Consider the following 25782-nt stretch of genomic DNA (forward strand, 5'->3'; position numbering starts at 1 on the left):
CGCGTCACGGCGCAGCGCCTTGGCCGGCGCCTGAGGCGCGGACAGGACGTGCTGGTGGCTCATGCGTCCAGGCTAACATGAGGGGCCCCTCAAATTCGGGATGTGGCCATGCTCACGCCGCGGTGTCGGCAGGTCCTTGGAACACGCGGCGGTGGAACGGCATCCAGTACCCCCAGGTGGAGCAGCTGGTCGGCGGGCCGACGCGGTCCGGCGCTCCGGGTCGCGGGTTTGCCGGTGTCGGCCTCGGCAACCCGGGGTGCATGACGTCGACGACTTCTCAACAGGAGCTGTACGGATATCTTGAGGATCGTTTCGCCTGCGCACAGGCCTGTACGGAATGTGCGCGACTGTGTGCGCTGGGCGCCAGCGTGTTCGATCCGGAGGGCGCGGTCGAGCTGGAGCGGATACGCCGTACGGGCATCATGTGCGCCGAGGTGTGCGACGCGACCTGCCGGACCCTGACCGAGGAGAACGTCCAGGACGAGGCCGGTCTGCGCATCCAGCTGGAGTGGTGCCGGACGATCTGCCTCCAGTGCGCCCAGGCCTTCGACACCCGCCCCGGCGCCGAGAAGAGCGCGGCCGCGTGCCGGGCATGCGCCGCGGCCTGTACGGAGTTCATGGCGGCGCTGGTCTGAACGGCCTAGCCTGTCCGCGGGTGTCACCGCCGACGGGGAGCCGAGATGCCATCGCCTGAGGCGCCGTTACGCCGACGGTTGACCGTCGGCACCGTCCTGGGCGGCGCTGCCTTCAGCGTCCTGCTGGCGTTCCTGAACTTCGTCACCGGCGTCTACACCTGGCTGGCCTTCGCACCGCCCCGGGCGTTCCCGTTCGACAACCTCGTCGCCGGCTACATCGCCTGCCTCCTGGCGCCCCTGACCGCGCTGATCACGCTGGTCCCGGTGGGCAGGCGCTGGTTGAGCATCTGGTTTCTCGCCCCGCCTGCGGCGTTCTTGGTGACCGCGGCGGGTCGGCTCGTGTACGTCCTCGCCGGGTAGGGCCGGGCGTTCTCTGGTCACTCACGGGGGTGGCGGGACTGCACAGCTCCGTGAGCGCTTATGGGCTGCGGATTTCCATGCCTTGGCGGCCCTGCTCGCGCACGGCTTCGGGATCGCATCCGCTGCTAGAGAAATAAGTGGTCGGCAAATGTCACCGACCCGCCGTGCCGCGTGCTCAGTCGCTCTCTGTGCTCGTGTGCAGATGGACGGTGATGTCCTGATGCGTCGGGGAGGGCGGCAGCGGGCGGGCGTCGTTCGGGCCCAGGCCGTCCACGAAGATGCGCACATGGCGGGTGGCCAGGGCCTTGGCCTGTTCCGCGGGCAGGTACGGCATGGGGCGGCAGACGAGCGCCCCGGTGGTGATCAGGTCCATGTGCGTGACATCGGATCGGATCGCGCCCCGGGAGCGGGCGTGGCCGAGCACCTCGTCCAGGAGCGGTGCGATCCGGCCCTGGAGTTCGACCGCGTCGGGGCTGGTGGCGACCGGCCCGCCGATCAGGGGGAGTACGAGCGTGTCCCGTTCGTCGACCAGGCGGAGCAGGAACCCCTCGACGGCCGCCAAGGGGTCCTGCGGAGCGGTGTCCAGGGCGCGGCGAGCGGCCTCGGCCACCGTGGCGAACCCGTCGAGGACGACCTGCTGGACGAGGGCCTCCCGATCGGGGAAGCGGCGGTAGAGAGTGGCGATGTTCACGCCGGCGCGGCGGGCGATCTCGTCCAGCGGGGCGGCGGTGCCCAGTTCGCGGAAGGCGGTGCGGGCGGCGGCGAGGATCTGTGCCCGGTTGCGGGCCGCGTCCGCCCGCAGCCGTGGTCTGCCGCTGTCGCCAGGGGTGCGGGAAGCCACCGTGTGCCGTCCTTTCTCGGCCGCGCCGACCGACCGTGATCATCGCGGGTCGACGCGTCGAGGTTACGTCAGCCGGACTCCGGTGAGGCTATAAGCGAAGGATTTCCTGCGGTTGGTGTTACGGTGGGCGTGCCGTCGTAGACCGACGACGTCCGGACGCGCACGCTCGGGCGCGGTGCAGGCTCCCGTCGGGTCAGGGCGCCGCGGCCGTTGCCCACAGAGACAGTCGCCGACGTTTCCTTGGAGATGAGCAGTGGTGTCATCCGCGCAGAAGGCACGATTCGAAGGCAAGGTGGCGGTCGTCACCGGTGGCAGCCGAGGCATCGGCGCCGCTGTCGCCAGGCGGCTGGTCCAGGAGGGTGCGGCGGTGGCCATCGGCTACCGGGGCAACCAGAAGGCCGCGGCCGCCCTGGTCGCCGAGCTCCGTGACGGCGGCGGTCGGGCCGTCGCCGTCCAGGCCGACGTCGCCGACCCGGAACAGACCGGAGTGCTGATCGAGCGGGCGGTCGCCGAGTTCGGCAGGCTGGACGTGCTCGCGTCCTGTGCCGGTATCGAGCACTTCGACGCGCTGGAGAAGATCACGCCGGCCGACTTCGACCGCGTCTTCGCGGTCAACACACGCGGGCAGCTGTTCGCGGTCCAGCACGCCGTCGCCCACCTGGGCGAGGGCGGCCGGATCGTGCTGACCTCGTCGGTGAGCGCGTCCAAGGCGTTCTTCGGGCACACGCTGTACGCCGCGAGCAAGGCGGCGGTGGAGTCGATGGTCCTGAACCTGTCCGCGGAACTCGGACGCAAGGGCATTGCCATCAACGCCATCGCTCCGGGCGGCACCGCCACGGACATGGCCCGCGAGAACGGCGCGAGCTATCTCCACCCCGACCTGGCCGGGAAGCAGGACCTGTCCGAGTGGCTGAAGGTCGGCGTCGCGCTGCGGCGGCTGGCGGAGCCTGCCGAGGTCGCCGCCGGATACGCCTTCCTCGCCTCCGCCGACGCGGCCTACATGACCGGCCGCACGCTGCAGCTCGACGGCGGGATGTTCTAGGCCGGCGGGCTGTCCTGAACGGACGGCGAACCGGACACCCCGAAGGAAGCGGACAGCCCGAAGGAACAGCAACGGCGAACCCGCCCCATCCCCGACCACCAGCGGCAGGCCTCGAAGCCCCAGCGTTCCGCCCGACCCCGGAGCCCCACGAAGCCCCAGCGTTCCGTCCGGCCCCGGAGCCCCACGAAGCCCAGCGTTCCGCCCGAGCCCGGAACCCCACGAAGCAGCCCCAGCGCTCCACTCGACCCCGGAAAGCTCTCGCCCATGCACCACGGCATACAGCCCTCTGTCAGCGTGCCGCCCCAGGCGGCCCCGTACCCCCCGGGTGCCGCCCCCGCCGCCGATCACGTCCGGCACGCCAGACACGCGCTGGTCGACTCCGAACCCGGACTGCCCGCCCCGGTGCTCGCGGCGGCCGCCGGAACCCGGAAGGCGGTGCTCGTGCCGGTGCTCACCGCGCTGGCGATAGGCACCGTGTTCGTCGCCGTCTACCTCGCGGCCTTCCACTCCCCGTCCGCCCGCCACCAGCCCGTCGGCATCGCCGCCTCCGACAAGGTGGCCGCGCACACCGAACTCGCCCTCAACAACGCGGCCCCGGACGGATACACCTTCTACCGCTACCCGGACGCCACGGCCGCCCGCCGGGCCGTCACCCACGACCAGGTCCCGGCCGCCCTGGTCGCCGACGACCGGGGCACGCGCGTGCTGGTCGCCGGCGCACAGGGGCCGTCCACGGTGTCCACCCTCGCCACGGCGCTGACCACCGCGGTCGGCAAGCCGGTTCCCGTCAAGGACGTACTGCCCCTGGCGCCGGGGGACTCCCGCGGACTGTCGGTGTTCTACGCCGCCTTCGGCGTCGTGCTCGCCGGCTTCCTCTTCGCCGTCTCCTCGTACCAGATGGCGCCACGCCTGGGGCTGGCCGTCCGCGTCGCCTCGATGCTGGTCTTCGCCGCGGCCTCCGGCCTGATGGTGGCACTGATCGGGCACAGCGCCCTGAGCGCGCTGCCCGCCCCGTTCGCGGTGGTCGTCCTCGTGGTGGGCCTGCTGGCGTGGGCCGCCGCCGCGGCCGCCGGAGTGCTGCTTCGGGTGTTCGGGCCGCTTGGCATGCCGGTCGCCTCCGTGGTGCTGCTGATCCTCGGCAACGCGACCTCCGGCGGCATCCTGCCGACCACCTTCCTGCCCGCCTGGCTCTCCCCGCTCGCCTCGGTCCTGCCGCCGGCCGCGGCGGTGAGCGGACTCCGGGGCGCCGCCTACTTCCACGACGCGCATCTCACCGGCGCCGTGACGACCCTGGCCGCCTGGTGCCTGGGCTGCCTGACCCTCCAGTACGTACTGGACCGGGTCGCCGCCCGTCGTGAGCCGGCCGGTTCCGCGGACCTCGCGGCCGCACGCTGACGGCCCGTCACCCTGCCGTCGGAGACCGCCCGGCCTCGTCGCGGATGTTCGCCCCGATCCCGGTCAGGACTGCTGCGAGGTGGCGCGGGCGAGGCTCTCCTCGATGCGGTGCAGCACTTCGACGGCCTCGGCCTGCCGGGCCGGGGCCATGACCTCGGCGACCCTGGCCTCCAGGTCCATCCAGACCTGCTCCACCTCACCGCGCAGCGCGTTGCCGGCCGCCGTGGGCTCGATGATGGAGACCCGCTTGTCGGTGGCACTGGGGTGCCGGCGGACGAAGCCCGCGTTCTCCAGCCGCCGGACGGTACGGGTCATGGTGGCGGCGTCGGAGCCGAGCAGCCGGACGAGGTCGGTCTGCCGCTGCGGACCCCGGTCCCACAGCTGCATCAGGACCAGTTCCTGGCCGGGGTGGAGCCCTACCCGGCGCAGTAGTTGGCCGGCCAGCATGCGGTGCAGACGGGCCACGCGGAGGATCGCGTGATTGAGCGTGCCGGCCGCGACCGAATCCGGCATGCGCACGTCCGCCGGCGCCGTGGTCCCGGCGGCGGGCTCCGGCTGGCTCAGGGGGTTCCTCGCGTGACCTGTGCGGTTGATCGAACAGGGAGAGCTACCGCGAAGCGGTTCCCCAACAGGGGCGCCCGCCATGCCCCGGAATAGGGGACTGCCCAGTGATCCACGGCCGGAACTACCGTCGGAGCGCGCGTGAGTGGCCGCTTCCGGGTCTTCCACGACCGCCAGTGGCGCGCTCCGTGGTCACTCCTCATCGGCTTTCCCTAGGAGCCCATCGCCGTGAACAGCGGACTTCTCACCCCGCCCGCGGCCCGTGCCGGCGGCGCGGCGACCCGTCCCCCCGAAGCGTCACTCATCTGGACCGACCCCGTCACGGGACACCAGGGCTTCCTCGTCATCGACCGGCTCGTCCGGGGTCTGGCCAGCGGCGGCCTGCGGATGCGCGAGGGATGCCGTCCCGAGGAGGTCAGGGAACTGGCGGCCGCGATGAGCGTGAAGGAGGCGCTGCACTACGACCCCACGGGCCGCTACCTCCCCATGGGCGGCGCAAAGGGCGGGATCGACTGCGACCCGCTCAGCAGCGAGGCGCGCGGTGTGCTCTCCCGCTTCCTCGCGTTCGTCCGGCCGTACCTGGAGAACAACTGGGCGACCGGCGACGACCTCGGCACCACCACGGAACTCATCGACGAGGTGCTCGGCGAGCTGGGCGTGGAGGGCTGCATCGCCCCGGTCGTGCGCACCCTCGACGACCCTCCGGCGGCGCGGAAACGGTTCGCCGACGCGTTCGCCGTCGAGGTCGACGGCATCGGACTCGGCGAACTGGTCGGCGGCTGCGGGGTCGCGGAGGCGGTGCTCACGCTCCTGGACCGGGACGGCGTCTGCCGGACGTCCGCCACCGCCGTCGTCCAGGGCTTCGGCGCCATGGGCGGCTCAACGGCCCGCTTCCTGCACGAGGCGGGGATCCGGGTGGTCGGGATCTCGGACGTCCACGGCACCGTCGCCAACCCGCGCGGCCTGGCCGTCGAGGACATGCTGCGCCACCGCCGGGCGTACGGCGCCATCGACCGCAGCCGGCTCGGTCCGGACGACGTCCTGCTGGAGCGGGACGCCTGCCTGTCGCTCGCGGCCGACGTGCTGGTGCCGGCCGCGACCTCCTACACCGTCCACGAGGCCAACCAGGAGCGGGTGGCGGCCCGCTACATCGTGGAGGCGGCGAACCTGCCCGTGACCGCGGGCGCGGAGGAGCTGCTCCGCGCCCGCGGCTGCGTCGTCGTACCCGACGTCGTCGCCAACTCGGGCACCAACGCCTGGTGGTGGTGGGTGCTGTACGGCGATGTCGCCCCGACCGCCGATTCCTCCCTGTCCAAGGTCCGGGGAGCCCTGCGCGACCTGGTGACGGAGACGCTGAAGCTCGCCGAGGACGCGGTGTGCACGCCCCGCCAGGCGGCCCGCTACATGGCCGACGCCAGACGCGATGTGCTGCTGAGCCGGACAGGCGCCTGATGGTCACCACACTGCTGGCCGGCGTGGCGGCGCTCGGCTGGGGCGCGGCGGACTACTGCGGCGCCAGGGCCTCGCGGAGCGTACCGGCAGCGCGGGTCGTGTTCCTCTCCCAGGTGCTGTCCCTCCCGGTGGTCGCCGTCTGGCTCGCGGCGACCGCCGAGCACGGCCCCGCACCGACCGCTCTCGCCTGGGGGTTCGGGGCCGGCGCCTTCGGACTGCTGGGGCTGGTGCTGCTCTACCGGACGCTGGCGGCCGAGGGAATCGTGCTGGTGGCACCCGTCACGGCGGTGACGGCGGCCGTCGTACCCCTGGTGGTCGGACTGGCCGTCCAGACGGCGCCCGGCCCGCTCGCGCTGTGCGGGGTCTGCTGCGCGGTGCTCTCGATCGCCCTGGTGAGCCAGGCCGGGCGGATCCGGCAGGCCACCGTCGCGCTGCGCACCCTGCTGCTGGCCCTGGCGACCGGCGGCGCGCTCGGACTGCAGCTGGTGTTCATCTCCCATCCGGGACCGGACGCCGGACTGTGGCCGCTGGTGGGCGCCCGCGCCGTCTCCATCCTGTGCGTGGCTCCGGGCGCGCTGCGCGGATGGCCGAAGGCGGGCGGCGCGCCCGTGCCGTGGCTGCCCGTGCTGCTGGCCGGGGCACTCGACTCGGCCGCTTTCGCCTTCTGCCTGTTCGCGACGGACCAGGGTCTGCTGAGCGTGGTCGGACCGATCGTCTCGCTCTACCCGGCGGCCACCGTCGTACTCGCCCTGCTGCTCGACGGCGAACGCGTGACGGTACCTCAGGCGCTCGGGCTCTGCCTGGGCGCCTGGGCGCTGCTCCTCGTGGCCGTCTAGCGCCGCCGCCCCCCACCGATTTCCCTACCTCCTCCGGAGAGGCACCGACATGAGCGACGACCAGAAACAGGTCCTCCAGGCCGCCGACGACCTCGTGGCCGCCTACGCCGAGGGACGCCTGAACGACTACTTCAGGACCTTCGCCCCGGACGCGACCTTCGTCTTCCACACCGCCGAGCAGCGCATCGAGTCCGTCGCCGAGTACCGGCGGGTTATGGCGCGCTGGGTCCTCGAGGACGGCTTCCGGGTGCTGAACTGCCTCTCCTACGACCGGATGGTCCAACTCTGGGACGACACCGCGGTGTTCACCCACTCCGTCGAGACCCGGATCTCCACCGACGCCGGCGAGGAGACCCTCCACGAACGGGAGACCATCGTCTTCCGCCGGCAGGCCGGCGGCCGCTGGCTCGCCGTGCACGAACACCTGTCACCGGCCGCCGCCGTCACGCCGCCCGGCCCGGACCGGCGGCCAGCGGGCGATCCGGCGTAGCCGCGAGCGGCGAACCGATCCTGCCGGCCATCCGTAGCTGTATGCGGAGGCGGCCGGGAACCCGCGCGCCCGGCCCGTCGCCGCGGGAACCGTCGCCACGGCGGACCCGCCCCCGCACGCGGGCGGCGGTGCACCGGAGGGAAGGCGGCCCGCCCAAGGACGTACGCCCGCCCAGGGCTGCATGCCGTCACGGAAGGAGCAGTTCATGTCCCGCTGGGGCACTCTCTTCACGCGCTTGGCACCGGGCCGGGGCCAGCAGCCCGGTGGCACGGCGGGAGAGCTCGACACGCCCGTCCTCGTCGACCGGTACGACGGGCTGACGCTGCTGCGCCCCACCGAACAGGCCGTCCCCGGCCCGGACGACGTGGCGGAACTCGCCCGGTCACTGGGTGCCGAGGGGGGCCAGACCGTCGCCACCGTCGTCGTGGGCGTCGACGGCCCGGTGCCGCCCGCGCTGTGGACCCGGCTCGGTGACGTCCTCGACATGCTCCGGGCCGACGGCACGACCACCCTGCGCCTGGTCGTCTCTTGCGCCGGCAGCGGGGGCGCCGACCGGCCCGCACTCGCCCAGCGGATCGCCGACGCCTGGGGGTTCGGCGTGATCGCCCCCGACGGCAGCGCGCTGCTGGTCCCCGGCGGCACCCTCTTCGTCCTCGACCCCGCCGAACCGTCCGGCGGCTGGCAGCTCTTCCAGCCCGGCACGGAGCCGACACCGCTCGGCGTCCGCCATCCGGCCCCCGGCTGGGGGACCGCCTTCGCGGCGCTGCCCGAACGCACCGCCGGCGGATACACCGTCCGCCCCGTCCCCAGCGGTGTGCTGCTCCAGCCCCCGGGAACACCGCCGCCCGCCCCCGGTGCCCTGTGCTACGCGGTGCCCGTCGACACCGGCCACCCCACCGTGCTGGTCGGCGTGCCGGGCCCGGGCGGCGGCGCCCGGATCCCCGCCGACGACCTGGCCGCGCTGCTCGCCGCGCTGCCGCCCGCGGTGCGCGCGCGGGTCCGCGTCGCACCCGGCGCCGAGGGCGACCTGCTGCCCGCCGTCCAGCAGGTCACCGACGCGCTGGACATCGAGGTGGAGGTGCTGACCGGGCCGCCCCTGGCGGCCCGGACCGCCACACCGGCCGACGCCGACTCCGAGGCGGACGCCGACTCCGACGCCGACTCCGAGCCCGTACTCGGATCGGTCCTCGTCGACGGCGCGGGCCGGCCCACCTGGCGGCCCTACGTCGAAGCCGTCGTCTGCCGTCCCGGTGCCGTCGGCCGCGACGACGAAGCCCCCGGTCCCCGCCTGCTGCGCTGGCGCTCTCCGGTGCCCGACGCCCGGGAACAGGACGCCGGCGTGGTCCGGCTGTCGGAGCGGTGGCAGGTCACCATGACCCGGGCGGGGCTCGCCCTGGGACCCGTCGGCCGGCCCCTGCCGCTCGCCGGCCGACCCGTGCTCGCGGACCAACTCGCCGTCGAGATCGGCCCGTCGGACCAGCCGCTCGACGAGACCTGCTGGTCCGCCCTGTCGCATGTGCTCGACTATCTCGATTCCGAGGCACGCGAGTACGCCGTCCTGCACGCGCCCGGCCGCTCGGCCGACGAGAGCCGGATGCTGCGCAGGCTCGCCGTGCAGCACGGCGTCCGGATGCTGTGGCCGCCGACCGCCGGCGCCGACCCGGACGCCCTGCCGGAACCGGCCGCCGACGAGCGGGCCGTCCCGGCGCCCCCCGTGGAGTCTCCCGCGCCGGACGGGTTCTCCCGCTACCGCGAGCGGATCGGCGGCATCGTGCAGGCCGCCAACGGGGGCCGGTACGACGACGCCACGGCCCTCGCCACCGCGCTCGAACGCGAGGCGTTCACCACTCACGGCTCGGAGCACCCCACCTCCCTGCAGATCCGTCAGATCAGGGCGCACGTGATGCGGCTGGCCGGTCACAACGCCCTCGCGGCGGACCTCTACCGGCGGGTCGCGTTCAGCCTGCTGGTGACCGCCGGCATGGACAGCGTGGACGCGGAGCAGGCCGCCGCCAACGCGGACGCGTGCTGGCGGGACACCGCCGACATCGCGCTCGCCCTGCGCATCGCGCCGTCGATCATCTCCCTGCGGCAGAAGGTAGCGGGCCCGAACGGCCGTTGGCTGCGCGCCGCGGAACGCTACCGGGAGCAGCTGGAGGCCGCGCACGCGACCCCGCCCACACCACACCTGCCGTCCGCCGTACCTGTCCTGATGACGACCTCACCGACGACCGACGACCACCACAGGACGCCTCCGGCGATCGACGAACATGGGACGCGTTCGGCGGTGGGCGGGCCCAGGACGCCTTCGGCTGTCAGTGGGCGTCGGACGCCTGCGGCTGCTGGTGAGCTTCAAGCGCCTGCGGCCGCCGCCGAGTCGCGGATGTCGCGGGCCGCCGGCGGGCCTGGGACGCCCCCGGCTGCCGCCGAGTCCCGGACTCCTCCGGTTGTTGCCGAGTCGCGGACGCCCCCGCCCGCTGCCGCTGCCACGGGTGCCGGTGCGCGGGTGCGGAGGTCGGTCGCGGCGCGGGAACTCGTTCCGGTGGTGGCGGCCAGGCAGGCGAAGGGCACCGGTGTCCTGTCGCCGCAGCCCTCGGTCGTCGGGCGGGGTGACGACGTCGCGGCCGCCACCTCGTGCTCGGCCGTGGCGGGACGTTCCTGATGCGGAGCGGACCGGTGCCGGACGGGCGGCGTCGAGGCGGAGGTCCTCGACCGCGCGCCGGACGGTCGTACCGGCGTCGTAGCCCTCACCGCACCCCGACGACGACCCGAAAGTGAGCGGGGATGGCACAGGCAACCACCGGCAGGACCACCGCGGGTGACGCGACCGTACGCGTCGAGGAGCACGACCGCCTGCTGGTGCTCCGGTCCGGCACCCCCGCGCCGGCGACCGATGCCGAAGTCCACGACCTCGTCCGCGTGCTGCGCTGGTCCGGCGATCCGACGGTGACGCTGCTCGCCGACATGGGGACCACGGCACAGGCGGACTTCTGGCCCCGCCTGAGCGGAGTGCTCGACTCGCTGCGCGCGGCCGGCCGTACCGCCGTACGCCTGGCGATGGCGGGCACGGGCGGGGAACGGCCGGGTCGACCGGCGTTGGCCCGGCGGGTCGCCGACGGCTGGGGCGTCACCGTGGAGGCTCCCGCCGCCGAGGTGCACACGGTGCCCGGTGGCTCGCTGTACGCGCCCGGCGGATGGCTCGGGTTCGCCCCCGGAGCCGCCTCCCCGGTGCCGATCGGCGTGCGCTGCCCGAGGCCCGCGTGGGAGGTCGCGCTCGACGCGGTTCCCGGACACACCACGGGCGGACACGTGATCGAGCGGATCCCCGCCGGCCTGTTGCTGCGGCCTGCACGGATGCCCGGCACGGTTCCGGGCGACCTGTACCACACCGTTCCGCTCGACCCCCGACGGCTCACACTGGTGGTGTGCGGCCTGCCGGGAGACGGCGCGGTCGCGGACGACGTCGCCGGTCTGCTCTCCGTCCTGCCCGAACCGGTGCGCGGGGGCGTGCGGTTGGCGCCCGGCGGCCCCGGTGATCTGCTGCCGCTCGCCCAGCGCGTGGCCGAACGGCTCGGCGCCCCGGTGGTGGCCGCCACCGGGCTGCCGCTGCTCACCGACGGCCCGCCCGGAGGCACCCGCGGTGTCCGTTCCGTCGTGCTCGGGGCGGACGGTGCGCCCGGCTGGCTGCCGTTCGTCAACGCCGCCGAGTGCCACCCCGCTCGGGAACCCCGGCTGCTGGGCTGTGCCGCACCGCTCCCCGGCGCGGACGGCTCGCCGGACGGCGCGGTCCGGCTCACCGACCGCTGGCAGGTGACGGTGACCCGTGCGGGGCTGTGGGTCGGCCGGTACGGTGCCGCCCGCCCGGACGCGGGGCTCGCGGTCGTCCCGGAGGGGCCGGTCGTCGAGGCCGGTGTCCCGGGGGAGCGGCCGGACCACACGCTGTGGGCCGCCCTCGACGCCCTGCTCGGCACCCTGCCGCCGCAGGTGTGCGCGAGCGCCCTGCTCCAGGTGTACGGCGCCACCGCGGCGGACGCTCCCGCACTCCGCGAACTGGCGACCCGGCACGGCGTGCGCACCCAGGCCGCCCCGGCACCGCCGCCTGCGCCGGCACCGACGCCGACCACGTCCGGCGGGGCCGAGGTCGTCCCGTACTCGCGAGCCCCGGTCGCCGAAGCGGCACCGGCCGCGGCCCGTACCACCGCTGATCCGGTTGCCGCGCCCGATCTCGCCGGAGCCTGGGAGCATCTGATCCGGGGGCGGGAGGAGATCGCGGTGCCCCGGGAGCCGGTGGTTCCCGATCCGCCCGCCGGGCCCGATCTCGACGAGGCGTGGGAGTACCTGAGCCGGCGCCCCCTGGCGGCCGCCGCCCCGGACGGGCGGACACCCCGGCCGGGCGCGACCCGCCGGGACGGCCCGGAGCCGGTACGGTCGGCGCACGCGAGGTCCTCCTTCCGCGCCGGTCACCGCAGCAGCCCCGCGGAGCACACGGCCCTGCGGCTGGTCGCCGGCCCGGCCTGGGAGCGGCACGCGCCCGCCGTCGCCCGCGCGCTCGGCCGACTGCCCGCCATGGCGGGAGAGGAACGGGAAGCCGCCGAGGCGGACCTGACGGCGCTTCGGCTCTACCTCGACGACGCGGGCGGACTGCTCGACCACCGCGCCCTGGCCGCGGCCTGCCACGGGCGCGACGACCGGCTCCTGCCGTTCGCCGCCTGTCTGGTGTCGGCGCTGCGCCGGCTGCCGACGCACCGGGGTGCGGTCCTGCGCGGCGCGGGCTCCGCGCTGCCGCACGCGGAGGACCCCGAGAACGACCCGCTGCGCCCCGGCACCGTACTCCGGGACCGCGCCCCGCTCAACGGCGTGCGGGCGGCCGGGGGAGCGGACCGGCCGCGTGGCCCGCGGTACGCGATCTGGTCGGTGACCGGCAGGCTCGCCCGGCCGCTGTTCCACGATCCCGAGAGGCCCGAGGAGGTCCAGGAGGTGGTGTTCGCCCCCGGCACACCCTTCGTGATCCTCGACGTACGGCGCACCGGCCCGTCCCCGGTCGTCCTGCTGCGCGAACTGCCCGCCTCGGGCGGGGCACCGGCGTCTTCGCCGGGCCAGGACGCGAACGCCGAACTGGGCGAGGCCGACCGGGCCGCGCTCGCCGGCCTGGACGAGGCGCTGCGGGGCCGGGACGGCCAGAGCGGCGCCGGAGGCTGGCCGGAGCGGTGCGCCGGTCCGGTGGGCGAGGGCCCCTAGGGTCCGTGGTGAAGGTGGATCCAGGTGGTGGGGTGCTGTGCGGCCGGGCGGACTGGCATACTCCCCGCCATGACTGATGATCATGGAACTGGCCCGATCCTGACCATTGGCGAGCGCGACACCGAGCTCAACAAGCGGTTGGACGAGGGGCTCACCGCGTTCAACGCGGCCGCCACGGGTGTGGCCGAGCAGGGCACGCTGTCGGTCAAGGTCACCGACGAGGCGGGCGGGCTGATCGGCGGGCTGGCCGCGTGGACCTGGGGTGGACTGTGCGGGATTTCGATGCTGTGGGTCCGGGAGGACAGCCGCAAGGGCGGCTGGGGCAGCTGGATCCTGAAGGCCGCCGAGGAGGAAGCGCTGCGACGCGGCTGCGATCGCGTGGCGGTGTCCTCCTTCACGTTCCAGGCCCCCGGGTTCTATCAGCGCCATGGCTATGCGGAGACCGGCCGCACCCTGGGTATCCCCGGCGGCCACGCGGACGTGCACATGTTCAAGTCACTGACCGAACCGTCGGGTTCGGACCTGGCGTAGGCCCGCTGCTCGTCCGTAGGGTCTCTCCACACGGCCTGGTATGTTGCGCCGATGTCAGAGATCAAGAAGTTCCAAGTCACCTTTGACTGCGCAGAACCTGAGCGTCTGGCTCGTTTCTGGTGCGAGGTGTTGGGGTACGTCGTGCCGCCGCCACCGGAGGGGTTTGCCACTTGGGACGACTACAAGGGCTCGCAGCCACCTGAGCAGCGGGATTCATGGTTCGCCTGCGTCGATCCCTCGGGGGTGGGCCCGCGACTGTACTTCCAGCGTGTTCCCGAGGGGAAGGTCGTCAAGAACCGGGTGCATCTTGACGTGCGGGTCGGCACCGGCCTCGTGGGCAAGGAGCGCCTGGCCGCACTTGAGGCCGAACGCGCACGACTGGTCCCGCTCGGCGCGGTACACGTGCGAACGCTGTACGACGGCAACGACGCCTGCATCCCGATGCTGGACATCGAGGGCAACGAGTTCTGTATCGACTGAGCATTTCTGCGAGCCGGAGGGGCGGGGAGCCTCCTCCTCTGGGCCCACCTCCCTTGGGCCTCTCCGGCCTCGTACGGGTGTGAGCGACGGCCCGAGACGGCCGATGACGCGCTCGGCGGCCGACTCCGACATCCCTGACCACAGGGCGAGGTGACGCAGCGTCATGTTCGGGTCCCGCTCATCTGATGTCAGATCAAGTCCCCTGTGACGCACGGGACTTCATGCACGCCTGCCGTCCTACCGCCCCCCGCACCGGGACACTGTCCGCCGGGTCCCGGGGACACCGGAATGGGGATCTGTCGGCCTCCTGCTGCCGCTGCCACGCTGAACTGGACCGGTATCAGTCCACCCGGACAGGAGCAGTACGGTGACCGACTTCAAGGTGACACCGGAGCAGATCTCGCTGGCCGCGACGTCGTGCGACAGCACGGCGGCCGAGATCCAGGGGCAGCTCTCGGACCTCAAGACCTACGTGGTCAACATGGAGGGCTGGTGGCAGGGCATCGCCCAGGACACCTTCCAGGCCCTCATGCAGGAGTACGACATCTACTCCCGCATGCTCCACGACGCGCTCACCGACATCGCCGGCGGGCTGCGCGGCAACTACGTCAACTACACCGACAGCGAGCAGCAGAACATCACCTCGATCAACAACATCGAGGCCGGGCTGTCGAGCGCCAACCTCAGCTGACCCGCCGTCATATCGACGCCACCCGAAGGCCCCACCCGGTATCCGGCAACACCAGGGAGTGAATCATGGCAGGAAACGTCGACGGCGCGAACCTCATGGTCAAGGAGGAACTCGCCGGCTCGGGCACGCACATCAACGGCGTCGCCCAGACCATCGCCGACGAACTCCACGACCTCATCAACAAGCTCCAGCCGGTCCTCGCCGGCGGGGACTGGAACGGCGCCGCGCAGCAGTACTTCGAGGGTCTGGAAGCGGAGTGGAACTACGCCGCCAACGGTCTCTTCGGCCCGGGCGGCGTGCTCGGCGAGATCGCGAACGCGATGCACGTCAACTGGAACAACTACTCCGAGGCCGAGTGGGCCAACTCCCGTACCTGGCAGCACCGCTGACCGTCGCCCCGGCGGCGGAACACCCCTGCATCCCCTGAGGAATCGTCATCGTGGATGAGCACTGCCGTATCACCGTCGTCGGCGAGCGCCGGAAGGTGGACCTCGCGGTCCCGGCCGGAGCCCCGATCGTGAGCTATGCCGACACCCTGGCGCGTCTGTGCGACCAGCGGGAGTCCGACATCATGCCGGCGGCCTGGACCCTGGGCGCGGCGACCGGGAGTGCCTTCGCCCCGGAGTGGTCGCTCTCGGAACTGGGCGTCACCGACGGGCAGGTCCTCTACCTGCGTGACGCCACCGCCGACGAGCTGGACGACCCGGTCGTGCACGACGTCGCCGAACGGGTCGCCGAGGTCTCCGAGGGCGTCCTGGACCGCCGGTGGGACGCCCGCTCCCGGACGTACACCCTGACCGCGCTCGCCCTGAGCTGGCTCGTCGCCACCCTGTTCGTGCTCGCCGTCCGGCACCGCCCGGGCACGGGCGTCCTCCTCGACCTCGCGCTCGCCGCGGGGCTCGCGCTGCCGGTGCTGGCGTGGGTCGCGACGGAGCGCAGCTGGTCCGTTCCAGCGGCCCTGCGGATGGCGATGGCCCTGTGCGCGGTGCCCGCGCTGGCCCTGAGCGCCTGGTCCGCCGCGCTGGGCTACGGCACCGAACAGCTCGGTCTGGAAGGCGTCATGACCAGGACCGGGCCGGCCGTGGCGGCCCTGGCCTTCGGCGCGCTGCTCGGCGCCTTCCTCGCCGCCGTGGCGGCGCCGGCGGTGACCACCTCCGCCACCCTGTTCACGGCCGCCGTCGCGACCGTGCTCGGCGTCGGCCTCGCGGCACTGCGGGCCGACGCGGTCCAGAGCGCCTGCGTGGTCGCCGTGACCGCGTTCGCCCTCCTCACCGTCGTGCCGTCGGCCGTCAGCGGCACGGTGGCCTTCACCTGGCGGCGGGTCAGGATGCGGGTGCAGGAGGAGCCCCGTGACGACGAGGTCACCCTCGCCGTGCGCGCCGCGACCGTCCTGCTGGCGACCTGGAGCGGCGCCCTGAGCCTGGTCCTCGGCGGCGGCCTGGTGGTCATGGCGGCCTCCGGCTCCCCGTACGCCAACCTCGCGGCCGGACTGCTGGGGCTCGCGGTCCTGCTGCGTGCCGGGTCGGCCCGGCTGGTCGCCGAGGTGGTGCCGCTGCTGGTGGCCGGTACGGCCGGGCTCTTCACCCTGCTGATCACCGGCCCCGAGCGCTTCGGCTCCGGGAACTGGGCCGGGCCCGTGGGCAGTGCCCTGGTCGCGGCCGTGCTCCTGGTCTACGGATTCCGGCGCATGATGCGCCGCCCGGACCTGCCGGCGATGGCGCGGCCCCGGTGGCTGGCCGGCTTCGGCTCGGTACTGGCCGGGGGCAGTGTCGCCCTGGCGGTGGCGACGTTCGGCGCGTTCGGCGCCATCGTCAGCCTGGGCCACCACATCTGACGAGCCGACGAGCCGACGGTTCGGCGCACACGGCTGTGACCGCCGACCCGCACACGATTGTGCGGGTCGGCGGTCACGACGGGGCTTCACAACGCGGGGTTCGACGGCTTGACGGCTTTGCGGCGGAAAGGGCGCGGTGCGATGTCAGGCGGCGGAGGTGTACCCGGCGGGGGAGTAGCCGCCGGCCAGCGCGGGGCTGCGGAACTCGTCCCCCTGAAGCAGGCCGAGCTCGATCGCCTTCCGGGTGAGGTCCGCCTTGTTGCGGACGTTCAGCTTGTTCCTGATCCGCTTCACGTAGGTGCTGACGGTGGCCTCCGTCAGCCCCATCCGGCGGGCTATCTGACCATGCGTCAGACCCGTGGCCAGCAGCCGGAGCGCCTCCCGCTCCCGGTGCGCGAGCGCCGGGGCGGGGGTGCCGGCGGGCTGCCGCAGCTCGTCGTGGAGCCGGGTGGCGAGGCCGGGCGCGATGTGCAGACCGCCCAGCGCGACCGTCTCGACCGCGCGCAGCAGCTCCTGCTCGCCCGCCTGCTTGCCGACGCAGCCGTAGGCCCCGGCGCGCAGCGCGTCGGTCACCGGCTGCCAGCCCGCGAAGTCGGCGACCACCAGCACCCGTCCGCACCGCGCGAGTGCGGCGACGGTCTTGGCGAGCGCCGGTCCGGGCTGCGGCGGAGCGCCGTAGACGACGACGTCCAGGCGCTGTGCGTCGGCTTCCGGCAGCTCCGCGGGATCCGCGGCCAGCGCGACCACCCGCAGCAGCGCGCTGCCGGAGAGCAGGGTCTCCAGACCCAGGCGCACCAGACTGTGCTGCTCGACAACGGCGATCTGAGAAATCTGGGGTGACATTGCGCTCCTGCCATTCTCAGGTTCGGTGAGTTCCTGAGTACGAACGTAGCCCCCGCGTCAGCCCCCACCCCCGCTGTGCGCCCCGTGAGAGAAAACACGTGAACCCGCCCGTGACCTCGTACGTAACTCAAGTCGGGTGCCCTGCGGCCGAGTAGCCCACCCGTGCGCCCGCACCACGGCTATTCGTCCCGCCGTCCCTTTCGCGTTCCCTTTCCCAGGATTATTCGGACACTCAACAATGAGGGGTGCTTTCCCGCATGATTGATGAGGACTGGCGTGAGTTCTCCTCCGCATTCGCCGAATCCGTACGGCCGGAGGACCCACGAGGCCGGACCGGCAAGCGCATGCTCGTGGTGAGCGTCTCCACGCTCCTGGCCGTCGCCCTCGGCGCGCTGGTGTACGGCGCGCTCGGCGGACCGGCCTTCGCACTGCCCAACGAGGTCAAACCGATCGCCCCCAGCCCGGACGCCACGCCCTACCAGGCCGGCGGACAGAGCTCCGGACAGACCTGGAAGGCCATCGCCGGTCCCGATTGCGCGGCGAGCAGCGACGGTTCGACCAGCTTCGCCGCGTACGGCTACTCCACCGGAACCGACGCGGACGGCACCACCGCCTGGACCCAGTCGGACAGCGGCGGCTACACCGGCGAGGCCTGCACCGGCGGGTACCTCTCCATGCCGGTCTCCGGCAAGGCCAGTGCCTTCGACGCGAGCAGGTACGCCCTGTGGAAGTACGACTTCAGCTCGCACTTCACCGTCGCGTCCTGCCGGATCTCCAGCTTCGTGCCCACCAACTCCTCCCGCACCCTGGTCGGCGGCTCGCCCGCGTACTTCTACTACTACGGCGACGACTACGCCTTCGGCGCCGAGGCGGACAAGCAGCCCAAGGCGCTCGGCGGTTTCATGGTCGACCAGGTCGGCAAGAAGCGGCAGGGCCGCTGGTTCACCTCGCCCTCTTTCACCGTGCGGACCGGCCGGGTGACCGTCCGGCTCGTGGACGCGGGCGCCGAGAGCGGCGACGCGGCCGAGGGTGTCCATGTCGCCGCCGGGCAGGTGCGGCTCACCTGCACCTCGACATGACCGCCGGCCTGCGCGTAGCCCCCCGCGGGTGGGGCACGTACAAGACGATCGTCGCCGCCGTCCGCGAGGCCCCCGAGGGTGCCGTGATCTCCGTCCAGCCCGGCACCTACACCGAGAGCGTGCTCCTGGACCGCGACATCACCCTCGCCGCGGAGAAGGGCCGCGGCACGGTGCGGATCGTCGCCGGTGCCCACGGCCCCGCCCTCACCGTGCAGAGCCCCGGCGGCCGGGTGCAGGGCCTGGTCATCGAGGGACACGGCAGGGAACCGGCCGTCCTCGTCACCGCCGGCGCGGTGGAGATCTCCGGCTGCGAGATCACCGGCGCCGGCGTCCAGGTCACCGGCACCGCCGCCCCCGTCCTCCGGGACTGCGAACTCCACCACACCGGCGACATCGGCCTCCATCTCGCCGGGGACAGCCGGGCCGTGGTCGAGAACACCGGCATCAGCGACGTGGACGCCGTCGGAATCCTCGTCGACCACGGCGCGGCCCCCACTCTGACCCGGGTCTCGGTGACCCGCACCGGCGGCCACGGCATCCGGATCACCGGCTCGGCCCGCGCCGCCCTGGAGCTGTGCGCCGTGACCCACACCGGAGCCGCCGCCGTCGCCGTGGACGACAGCGCCCGGCCCGTGCTGCGCACCTGCCGGATCGGGGACAGCGAGGCCGGCGGAGTCGTCATCACCGGAGACGCCGGCGCCGACACCGCCCCCGACGACGCCACAGCCGGTGAAGCACCGTCCTCCGGCGGCGAGTTCGGGGTCGCCCTGCGCGGCTGCGAGATCGCCCGCACCGGCCGGGACGCGGTGCACGTCACCGGCCGCGCCGTCGCCTCCCTCACCGACTGCCGGATCAGCGACATCCGCGCGGCCGGCGTCGTCGCCACCGGCGCCGGCCGGCTCCGGCTGCACGACACCACCACCACCGACACCGCCGGCTCCGGCCTCGCGGCCGGCGGCGAGGCCCGGGTGGAGGTACGCGGCGGAGCCTTCACCCGCTCCGGCGCCAACGGCGTCTACGCCTCCGACACCGCACACCTCACCCTCACCGACTGCGCCGTCACCGTATCCGCCTACACCGGGGTCCACGCCGGCGACGGCAGCCGGGTGACCCTCCACGACAGCCGGATCCAGGGCACCCCCGAACACGGACTGCGCAGTGTCGGCCAGGCTCTTCTCACCCTCACCGACACCAAGATCGACGACACCGAGCTGTGCGGCATCGAGGTCGACGGCGGCGACCTGTCCGCCCGCGGCTGCCGCATCACGAAGGCCGCCACCGGCATCGGCCTGCGCACCGAACACCGCCCCCTCGTCGACGACTGCTCCGTCAGCTCCTGCTCCGGCGTCGGCATCGACATCGGTGCCGGCACCGCCGCACTGGTCGTCGACACCCGCGTCACCGGCACCGGCGCCGCCGGGGTCTTCGTCCGGGAGGGCGCCGCCGCCTGGCTGACCGACTGCTCCATCACCGACACCAAGGGCACCGGTCTCGTGGTCCAGGCGAAGGCCACGCCCCGGGTCCGCGGCACCACCGTCACCGGCACCGCGAAGAACGGCCTCTACATCGCCGACAACGCCGCCGGCCGCTTCGAGGACTGCGACATCAGCGCAACCGGCTTCCCCGCCGTCTACGTCGGCAGCGCGGCGACGCCCCTGCTGCGCGGCTGCCGTATCCACGACACCGACGAGGACCTCAAACTCGCTGACGGCGCCGACCCCACCATCGAGCGCTGCCGCGTCGACGCCGTGAAGATCAGCACGATGCCGGAGGAGGCACTGGGCGGCGGCGAACCGCTGCCCGCGCCGGGCGCCGGGGAGCTCGCGGTGACACCCGGCGGCCGGCCCGGCGGCCCCGCGACACCGGACGCCAAGAGCACCGGAACCCGGCAGACCCGAGCGGAGAGCCTCTCCGAGGTACTGGCCGAGCTCGACGACCTGATCGGCCTGGAGAGCGTCAAACAGGACGTCAGCACCATGGTCAAGGTCATGCAGCTGGTCCGGCGGCGCACCGAGGCCGGCCTCGCCGCCCCGCCGCTCAGCCGCCACCTGGTCTTCGCCGGCAACCCGGGTACCGGCAAGACGACGGTGGCGCGCCTGTACGGCCGTATCCTCGCCGCCCTCGGACTGCTCTCCCGCGGCCACCTGATCGAGGCCGACCGCGGGTCCCTGGTCGGTGAATACGTGGGTCACACCGCGCCCAAGACCACCGCCGTCTTCAAACGCGCCCTCGGTGGCGTCCTGTTCATCGACGAGGCCTACGCTCTCACGCCCGCCGGGCAGGGCAACGACTACGGCCGCGAGGCCATCGCCACCCTGGTCAAACTGATGGAGGACCACCGCGACGACGTCGTCGTCATCGTGGCCGGCTACCCCGACGAGATGGAACGCTTCGTCGACATCAACCCGGGCCTGGCCTCCCGCTTCACCCGCACCCTGATGTTCGACGACTACGGCAGTGAAGAGCTGGGCCGTATCGTCGAGTTCCACGCGGCCAAGCACGAGTACGAGCTGCCGCAGGACACCCGCGAGGCGCTGCGCGGCTACTTCGGTGCCCTGGTCCGCGACGACCGCTTCGGCAATGGCCGTACCGCCCGCCAGATCTTCCAGCGCATGACGGAACGGCACGCCCAGCGGGTGGTGGAACTGGTCGAGCCGACGACGGACGACCTGGTGACCCTGCTGCCGGACGACCTGCCGGCCGTCGTCGTGGAGTGAGGTACCGGCAGGGCAGCAGGGCACACGGAAGGGCGCCCGGCCGAGAAGTCGGCCGGGCGCCCTTCCGTGTGCGCCGTCGCGCTAGATCGCCGAGGGCGACTCCGTGTCACTCACCAGCACCGCCGGCTCAGCGGTCGGGACCTGGTCCGTCATGGACGACTTCGCGTCCGTCTCCGCGTAGGTCTGGCCGGCGTTGTTCAGCAACGCGGTGAAGCTGCCCATCAGTTCGATGCCGCCGGCACCGTCCTGCATGACCTTCGTCAGCTGCGGGTTGATCGCCTCGGCGAACTGCGCGCCGCTTTCGGCGAGTTCGTCCGGGACCCAGGTTGTCATCCGGCCGCCGTACAGAAGATGACCGTTCTCCTGGCCGAACAGATTGGGGTCGGCGACAGCGGCCTGCACCTTGGTCCGCAGCGCTTCGTACGCGCTCGTCACGTTCGAGACGGCATCGAGGAAAGTCTGCTCCGCGCCCCGCAGCGCGCCCAGGTCGATCGAGAAGGCGTTGGTGTCCGGAGGCGGGGCGGGACTGTCGCCCGACCCGCCTCCCGGCTCGGTGGGCACCAGGTCGGGGGACGTGGTGTAGGCCATGCTCAGCTTCGGCATGGTCACCATCTCGTCCGGCGGCTCGTCGTCGCCCGAGTCGTCGGTCGGATTGGTCGTCGCCGTGACCCCGTAGATCTCGGAGTAGGTTTCGGCCGCGTCCTCCTGGTCGCCGTGATCGCTCGCGTCCGGGTCCACGTTCGGTACCCAGGGGTCGCTCTGGTATTTCGATGCGTGCGGGCTTACGTCGTCGCTGTCGCTGTCGCCCATGGGACACCCCGCTTTCTTCGGTCATCGGCCTATTGAACGGCCTGTCCATGGTGCCGAAATATCGAGCGCCGCTCGACGTCCCCGTTCCAGGACGTCGCCCAGGTCAGGAACAAGGATCTACGCAATCTCCCGCCATTCCACGAGCCTTAACGTGCGGACACATATGAAGTCGCCGGCGGGGCGGGGAAAGGAGACGGGGCGAGATGACCGACGCGCACACCGACGGCGAGGCGTTGATCTCCCTGGACCGGGGGCTGTTCGAACCCGCGACCGCGTCGACGGACCAGGAGGGCCAGTCGCCGGACGCATCGAATGCACCGGATTCCGGGAGTTCCACTCTGGCGGAACCGGTGGTCGACGGTCACGGTTCTTTTTCCGACGCGCCCGGTCAATCGCCTGACGGCAGCCAACTGATCGACCTGGAGAGGTCGTTCTTCGCCCAGGCGACCGGCGAGGCGGATGCGACAGACCACCCCGGTCATCACAACCATGGAGTTCACGGAGGCCACCCGTCACCGGAACACACGGACGCGGGCAACAGCCTGTGGGCCCGCGACAACACGCGGCCCGATCACGGCACTTCGCACACCGAGCCGACGTCCACCTCGCACGAGGGCGAGACCCGTTCGGCGGATTCCACGTCACCACAACCGGGTGCGACGACGACCACCACGGACACCGGCGACACAACTCCCGGCCAGGCCGCGCCGGACGACCAGCCCCTCACCGAACGCACCGTCGACGGCGAGCATCTGCTGGGCTCCGACACCCAGGACGGCGGCTGGATCTCCCAGGACGGGACGGTCTACGTCTCCGGTGACGGCACGGTCGAGCATGGTTTGACGGCACCGGACGGCGCGTTCCTGGCACATGGCGAAGCGCGGCAGATCGACGGTCAGACCGTTTACGGCACGCGTCTGGATGACGGCTCGTTCCTGTCGGAGGACGGGACGACGATGGTCACGGCCGGGGGTGTGGTCGAGCACGGGCAGACCACGTCGGACGGCCAGTTCGTCACGGAACGGATGGTTGAGGGACGGGATCTGTGGGGTTCTGACACTCAGGACGGCGGCTGGATCTCCCGGGACGGGACGGTCTACGTCTCCGGTGATGGTGCGGTGGAGCATGGCCTGACGGCGCCGGACGGCGCGTTTCTCGCTCATGGCGAGGTACGCGCTCTTGATGGTGCGGAGGTATATGGCACGCGTTTGGACGACGGGTCGTTTCTGTCGGAGGACGGGACGACGATGGTCACGGCCGGCGGCGTTGTGGAGCATGGGCAGACCACGCCGGACGGGCAGTTCCTGACCGAGCGGACCGTCGACGGTCAGACGATGTGGGGTGCGGACACTCAGGATGGTGGGTGGGTCTCTCAGGACGGGACGGTCTATGTCTCGAGTGAGGGTGAGATCGAGCAGGGGCTGACGGCGCCGGACGGTTCGTTTCTGGCGAATGGCGAAGTGCGGCAGATCGATGGTCAGACCGTTTATGGGACACAGCTGGACGACGGGTCGTTCTTGTCGGAGGACGGGACGACGATGGTCACCGCCGGTGGTGTTGTCGAACACGGTGAGATCTCGTCGGACGGGCAGTTCCTGACCGAGCGGACCGTCGACGGTCAGACGATGTGGGGTGCGGACACCCAGGACGGTGGGTGGATCTCCGACGACGGGACCGTCTATGTCTCGGCGGACGGCGAGATCGAGCACGGGCAGACCTCGTCGGACGGATCGTTCCTGGCGGACGGCGAAGCGTCCGGCGCGGACGGCACGACAACAGTCACGGACGACGGCACCACGACAGTCGCGGACGACGGGACGACCACGGTCTCGGACGACGGCACCACGACGGTCGCGGACGACGGCACGACGGCGGTCGCGGACGACGGCACGACGGCGGTCGCGGACGACGGCACGACGGCGGTCTCCGACGGCACGACGGCGGTCTCCGACGGCACGACCACCGTCGCGGATGACGGTTCCGCCGATGGTGGGACGGTCACTTCGGACTCGGCCGAGGAGACCGGCTCGGACGAGTCCGAGGAGTCGACGTCGCAGGACGCCTCCTCGCTCACCGCGCGGACCGTCGGCGGCCAGACGCTGCTGGGGAGTGCCACCCAGGACGGCGGCTGGATCTCCCAGGACGGGACCGTCTATGTCTCGGCGGACGGCGAGGTCGAGTACGGACTGACCTCGGCGGACGGATCGTTCCTGCCGAACGGCGAGGTGCGGACCGTCAACGGTCAGCAGGTGTACGGAAGCGTGCTGAGCGACGGCACGTGGGTGTCGGAGGACGGGACCGTCGAGGTCCAGCCCGACGGCACGGTCCTCAACGGACAGACCACGGCGGACGGACAGTTCCTCGTCTCCCGGACCGTCGACGGCCAGACGCTGCTGGGGAGCGCCACCCAGGACGGCGGCTGGATCTCCCAGGACGGGACCGTCTATGTCTCGGCGGACGGCGAGGTCGAGCACGGCATCAGCACGCCGGACGGCAGTTTCCTCAAGGACGGGGTGACCAAGACCCTGCCCGACGGCACGGTTCTCTACGGCTACATGTCGGGCGGCGACTTCTACTCCTCCGACGGGACCACCGTCGTTCTGGCGGACGGCACCGTGCTCACCGGCACCCTCGACACCCAGACCGGCATCTTCACCGCGTCCAACGGCTCCACCTACCTCGTCACCGACAACGGAATCGACGGCGCCACCCTGCAGAGCGACGGCTCCTACGTGCTCGCCGACGGCACGACGGTGATGACCCCCGGGGCCTGGGCCGTTGACATCGGTCAGTTGGGCGAGTCCATCACCCTGGTCCGGAACCGGGCCGATGTGATCGAGGACAACATCAACACCATCCAGGATCAGTATCGCGTCGTAGAAGACGCTTGGAAGGGCCCCGCCGGCAATTCGTTCAGCGATATCGCCACCCAGGTCAACAAAGTCATGAGAGACCTCCAGGATCTCCTCACCGACATGATCGAGCGCATGATGACGAGCAAGGAGAACTACATCTCCGCCGAGAACGCCAATGTCGCCAATTCGCAGGGATCCTGAGGAGGTATCAGCCAATGTCGCACATTCCCCACGACTACAACGCCGTCACGCTCTCGGTGGATCCGAACAGTCTCACCGCCGCCTGCGACCAGGTGACCTCGGCCGGCCAGAACATCAGTGACGCGCTCGCCGACATCATGAACTCCCTGAGCGAACTGCGGCTTTCCTGGACCGGGGACGCGGCGGACGTCGCCGACGATTTCAATACACGGTGGACGACGGTGACGGAGCAGCTCTACGGCACGCAGGCGGAGCCCTCCAAGGGCGTCCTCAATATCCTCACCACGGGCATCGCCAAAGCCGCGCAGAACTACGCCAACTGCGAAGGTGCCATCAAGGCGATGTTCGAGCAGTTCCACACCGGGATAGTGCAGGCCGGCAGTGGCTCGGCCTCCTCCGGTTCGCCGACCGACACGGTGGACCAGCCGAGCGGGGCGCCGGACAAGAACTACCACACCACCGCGGTCAACGAAACCGGATTCTGAGGTAGCCCCGATCATGTCTGACTCGTTTTCGCCCAACAAGGACTGGGACCCCAATCCGGTTTACGAACTCGGCAACGCACTCATCGACTTCGGCGATTACCTGGACGAGCAGGCCGCCAGGATGACCAGCGCCGAGTTCGATCTGAACCTCGGGGCATGGCAGGGCGATGCCGAGATGTACATGAGCCAGGCGTTCGCCGACCAGCGCGAAGCGGTGATGGAAATCATCGAAGAGTTCTGGGACACCGGCGAGATGATCAACTATTACGCCATGCTCCGGACCGAGCAGGAGAAAACTCTCGCGAAGCAGGCACTGAGTCATTCCCGGTAAGCGGTGGTTGCTCGCTGTGATCGCGAGGCTGGTGATGTGGCCCGCGGCATCCCCAAGTCCGGGCAGGAGTAAGGC

23 protein-coding genes are annotated in these 25782 nt (G+C 72.0%); 19 read left to right on the forward strand and 4 right to left on the reverse strand.

Annotated features, from left to right (window positions below; genetic code table 11):
- Positions 1 to 260 precede the first annotated feature (260 nt).
- Positions 261 to 635 carry a four-helix bundle copper-binding protein gene (locus ACZ4N4_RS45895; RefSeq protein WP_467600747.1) on the forward strand — a complete coding sequence of 125 codons (375 nt, stop codon included), beginning with the start codon at positions 261 to 263 and terminating at the stop codon, positions 633 to 635.
- Between the two features lie 45 nt (positions 636 to 680).
- Positions 681 to 995 carry a hypothetical protein gene (locus ACZ4N4_RS45900; protein WP_467600750.1) on the forward strand — a complete coding sequence of 105 codons (315 nt, stop codon included), beginning with the start codon at positions 681 to 683 and terminating at the stop codon, positions 993 to 995.
- Between the two features lie 175 nt (positions 996 to 1170).
- On the opposite strand, the gene ACZ4N4_RS45905 is transcribed toward ACZ4N4_RS45900, so the two are convergent.
- Positions 1171 to 1836 (reverse strand): TetR/AcrR family transcriptional regulator, encoded by a 666-nt coding sequence (locus ACZ4N4_RS45905; protein ID WP_467600753.1) that lies wholly within the window; start codon positions 1834 to 1836, stop codon positions 1171 to 1173.
- Positions 1837 to 2092: 256 nt separating this feature from the next.
- Between ACZ4N4_RS45905 and ACZ4N4_RS45910 the strand changes: the two genes are divergently transcribed.
- Together ACZ4N4_RS45910 and ACZ4N4_RS45915 are read left to right on the forward strand one after the other, a co-directional pair.
- Complete coding sequence (locus ACZ4N4_RS45910; protein WP_467600756.1) at positions 2093 to 2878, forward strand: SDR family NAD(P)-dependent oxidoreductase; 786 nt, start codon at positions 2093 to 2095, stop codon at positions 2876 to 2878.
- 264 nt (positions 2879 to 3142) lie between these two features.
- Positions 3143 to 4273 carry an ABC transporter permease gene (locus ACZ4N4_RS45915; RefSeq protein ID WP_467600759.1) on the forward strand — a complete coding sequence of 377 codons (1131 nt, stop codon included), beginning with the start codon at positions 3143 to 3145 and terminating at the stop codon, positions 4271 to 4273.
- Between the two features lie 63 nt (positions 4274 to 4336).
- Here ACZ4N4_RS45915 and ACZ4N4_RS45920 read toward each other — a convergent pair whose 3' ends face one another.
- Complete coding sequence (locus ACZ4N4_RS45920; protein WP_467600762.1) at positions 4337 to 4786, reverse strand: MarR family winged helix-turn-helix transcriptional regulator; 450 nt, start codon at positions 4784 to 4786, stop codon at positions 4337 to 4339.
- A gap of 276 nt (positions 4787 to 5062) precedes the next feature.
- Here ACZ4N4_RS45920 and ACZ4N4_RS45925 point away from each other — a divergent pair, with 276 nt between their 5' ends.
- The 10 genes from ACZ4N4_RS45925 (at position 5063) to ACZ4N4_RS45970 (ending at position 16386) form a co-directional block, all read left to right on the forward strand.
- Positions 5063 to 6286, forward strand: a complete 1224-nt coding sequence (locus tag ACZ4N4_RS45925) for a Glu/Leu/Phe/Val dehydrogenase dimerization domain-containing protein (protein ID WP_467600765.1) — start codon at positions 5063 to 5065, stop codon at positions 6284 to 6286.
- Positions 6286 to 7122, forward strand: coding sequence for an EamA family transporter (locus tag ACZ4N4_RS45930; protein WP_467600768.1), 837 nt, complete (start codon positions 6286 to 6288; stop codon positions 7120 to 7122). The genes ACZ4N4_RS45925 and ACZ4N4_RS45930 overlap by 1 nt, the downstream gene beginning before the upstream one ends.
- Positions 7123 to 7171: 49 nt before the next feature.
- On the forward strand, positions 7172 to 7612 hold the full coding sequence (locus ACZ4N4_RS45935) for a YybH family protein (RefSeq protein WP_467600771.1): 441 nt from the start codon (positions 7172 to 7174) through the stop codon (positions 7610 to 7612).
- A 205-nt stretch (positions 7613 to 7817) separates the two neighbouring features.
- Positions 7818 to 10274, forward strand: coding sequence for a hypothetical protein (locus ACZ4N4_RS45940; protein ID WP_467600774.1), 2457 nt, complete (start codon positions 7818 to 7820; stop codon positions 10272 to 10274).
- A 122-nt stretch (positions 10275 to 10396) separates the two neighbouring features.
- Positions 10397 to 12850, forward strand: a complete 2454-nt coding sequence (locus ACZ4N4_RS45945) for a hypothetical protein (protein WP_467600777.1) — start codon at positions 10397 to 10399, stop codon at positions 12848 to 12850.
- 69 nt (positions 12851 to 12919) lie between these two features.
- Entirely contained in the window at positions 12920 to 13381 is a 462-nt protein-coding gene (locus ACZ4N4_RS45950; protein WP_467600780.1) for a GNAT family N-acetyltransferase, read from the forward strand.
- Between the two features lie 51 nt (positions 13382 to 13432).
- Complete coding sequence (locus ACZ4N4_RS45955; protein WP_467600783.1) at positions 13433 to 13861, forward strand: VOC family protein; 429 nt, start codon at positions 13433 to 13435, stop codon at positions 13859 to 13861.
- Between the two features lie 367 nt (positions 13862 to 14228).
- On the forward strand, positions 14229 to 14552 hold the full coding sequence (locus ACZ4N4_RS45960) for a WXG100 family type VII secretion target (protein WP_467600786.1): 324 nt from the start codon (positions 14229 to 14231) through the stop codon (positions 14550 to 14552).
- A gap of 65 nt (positions 14553 to 14617) precedes the next feature.
- Positions 14618 to 14941: a WXG100 family type VII secretion target gene (locus ACZ4N4_RS45965; RefSeq protein ID WP_351710679.1), complete on the forward strand. Its 324-nt coding sequence runs from the start codon at positions 14618 to 14620 to the stop codon at positions 14939 to 14941.
- Positions 14942 to 14991: 50 nt separating this feature from the next.
- Positions 14992 to 16386, forward strand: a complete 1395-nt coding sequence (locus ACZ4N4_RS45970) for an EsaB/YukD family protein (protein WP_467600791.1) — start codon at positions 14992 to 14994, stop codon at positions 16384 to 16386.
- Positions 16387 to 16530: 144 nt separating this feature from the next.
- Here ACZ4N4_RS45970 and ACZ4N4_RS45975 read toward each other — a convergent pair whose 3' ends face one another.
- Positions 16531 to 17229, reverse strand: a complete 699-nt coding sequence (locus ACZ4N4_RS45975) for a response regulator transcription factor (protein ID WP_467600794.1) — start codon at positions 17227 to 17229, stop codon at positions 16531 to 16533.
- A 257-nt stretch (positions 17230 to 17486) separates the two neighbouring features.
- Here ACZ4N4_RS45975 and ACZ4N4_RS45980 point away from each other — a divergent pair, with 257 nt between their 5' ends.
- Together ACZ4N4_RS45980 and ACZ4N4_RS45985 are read left to right on the forward strand one after the other, a co-directional pair.
- Complete coding sequence (locus tag ACZ4N4_RS45980) at positions 17487 to 18308, forward strand: hypothetical protein (protein WP_467600797.1); 822 nt, start codon at positions 17487 to 17489, stop codon at positions 18306 to 18308.
- Positions 18305 to 21025 (forward strand): right-handed parallel beta-helix repeat-containing protein, encoded by a 2721-nt coding sequence (locus tag ACZ4N4_RS45985; RefSeq protein ID WP_467600800.1) that lies wholly within the window; start codon positions 18305 to 18307, stop codon positions 21023 to 21025. The genes ACZ4N4_RS45980 and ACZ4N4_RS45985 overlap by 4 nt, the downstream gene beginning before the upstream one ends.
- 81 nt (positions 21026 to 21106) lie before the next feature.
- Here ACZ4N4_RS45985 and ACZ4N4_RS45990 read toward each other — a convergent pair whose 3' ends face one another.
- Positions 21107 to 21835 carry a hypothetical protein gene (locus ACZ4N4_RS45990; protein WP_467600803.1) on the reverse strand — a complete coding sequence of 243 codons (729 nt, stop codon included), beginning with the start codon at positions 21833 to 21835 and terminating at the stop codon, positions 21107 to 21109.
- A 203-nt stretch (positions 21836 to 22038) separates the two neighbouring features.
- Here ACZ4N4_RS45990 and ACZ4N4_RS45995 point away from each other — a divergent pair, with 203 nt between their 5' ends.
- Genes ACZ4N4_RS45995 through ACZ4N4_RS46005 form a run of 3 tightly spaced genes read left to right on the forward strand, consistent with a single transcriptional unit; the run spans position 22039 to position 25707 of the window.
- The gene (locus tag ACZ4N4_RS45995; RefSeq protein ID WP_467600807.1) at positions 22039 to 24891 is read left to right on the forward strand and encodes a WXG100 family type VII secretion target; all 2853 of its coding nucleotides are present in this window, start codon (positions 22039 to 22041) and stop codon (positions 24889 to 24891) included.
- Between the two features lie 14 nt (positions 24892 to 24905).
- Positions 24906 to 25376 (forward strand): WXG100 family type VII secretion target, encoded by a 471-nt coding sequence (locus ACZ4N4_RS46000; protein WP_467600810.1) that lies wholly within the window; start codon positions 24906 to 24908, stop codon positions 25374 to 25376.
- A gap of 13 nt (positions 25377 to 25389) precedes the next feature.
- Positions 25390 to 25707, forward strand: a complete 318-nt coding sequence (locus ACZ4N4_RS46005; RefSeq protein ID WP_467600813.1) for a hypothetical protein — start codon at positions 25390 to 25392, stop codon at positions 25705 to 25707.
- Positions 25708 to 25782 lie beyond the last annotated feature (75 nt).

Source organism: Streptomyces sp. NPDC026538, from assembly GCF_055567535.1.

Coding starts and splice junctions, on each gene's coding strand:
- ACZ4N4_RS45895 (WP_467600747.1), top strand. CDS start 261: ATGACGTCGACGACTTCTCAACAGGAGCTGTACGGATATCTTGAGGAT.
- ACZ4N4_RS45900 (WP_467600750.1), top strand. CDS start 681: ATGCCATCGCCTGAGGCGCCGTTACGCCGACGGTTGACCGTCGGCACC.
- ACZ4N4_RS45915 (WP_467600759.1), top strand. CDS start 3,143: ATGCACCACGGCATACAGCCCTCTGTCAGCGTGCCGCCCCAGGCGGCC.
- ACZ4N4_RS45920 (WP_467600762.1), bottom strand. CDS start 4,786: ATGCCGGATTCGGTCGCGGCCGGCACGCTCAATCACGCGATCCTCCGC.
- ACZ4N4_RS45930 (WP_467600768.1), top strand. CDS start 6,286: ATGGTCACCACACTGCTGGCCGGCGTGGCGGCGCTCGGCTGGGGCGCG.
- ACZ4N4_RS45935 (WP_467600771.1), top strand. CDS start 7,172: ATGAGCGACGACCAGAAACAGGTCCTCCAGGCCGCCGACGACCTCGTG.
- ACZ4N4_RS45940 (WP_467600774.1), top strand. CDS start 7,818: ATGTCCCGCTGGGGCACTCTCTTCACGCGCTTGGCACCGGGCCGGGGC.
- ACZ4N4_RS45945 (WP_467600777.1), top strand. CDS start 10,397: ATGGCACAGGCAACCACCGGCAGGACCACCGCGGGTGACGCGACCGTA.
- ACZ4N4_RS45950 (WP_467600780.1), top strand. CDS start 12,920: ATGACTGATGATCATGGAACTGGCCCGATCCTGACCATTGGCGAGCGC.
- ACZ4N4_RS45955 (WP_467600783.1), top strand. CDS start 13,433: ATGTCAGAGATCAAGAAGTTCCAAGTCACCTTTGACTGCGCAGAACCT.
- ACZ4N4_RS45965 (WP_351710679.1), top strand. CDS start 14,618: ATGGCAGGAAACGTCGACGGCGCGAACCTCATGGTCAAGGAGGAACTC.
- ACZ4N4_RS45975 (WP_467600794.1), bottom strand. CDS start 17,229: ATGTCACCCCAGATTTCTCAGATCGCCGTTGTCGAGCAGCACAGTCTG.
- ACZ4N4_RS45980 (WP_467600797.1), top strand. CDS start 17,487: ATGATTGATGAGGACTGGCGTGAGTTCTCCTCCGCATTCGCCGAATCC.
- ACZ4N4_RS45985 (WP_467600800.1), top strand. CDS start 18,305: ATGACCGCCGGCCTGCGCGTAGCCCCCCGCGGGTGGGGCACGTACAAG.
- ACZ4N4_RS45990 (WP_467600803.1), bottom strand. CDS start 21,835: ATGGGCGACAGCGACAGCGACGACGTAAGCCCGCACGCATCGAAATAC.
- ACZ4N4_RS45995 (WP_467600807.1), top strand. CDS start 22,039: ATGACCGACGCGCACACCGACGGCGAGGCGTTGATCTCCCTGGACCGG.
- ACZ4N4_RS46000 (WP_467600810.1), top strand. CDS start 24,906: ATGTCGCACATTCCCCACGACTACAACGCCGTCACGCTCTCGGTGGAT.
- ACZ4N4_RS46005 (WP_467600813.1), top strand. CDS start 25,390: ATGTCTGACTCGTTTTCGCCCAACAAGGACTGGGACCCCAATCCGGTT.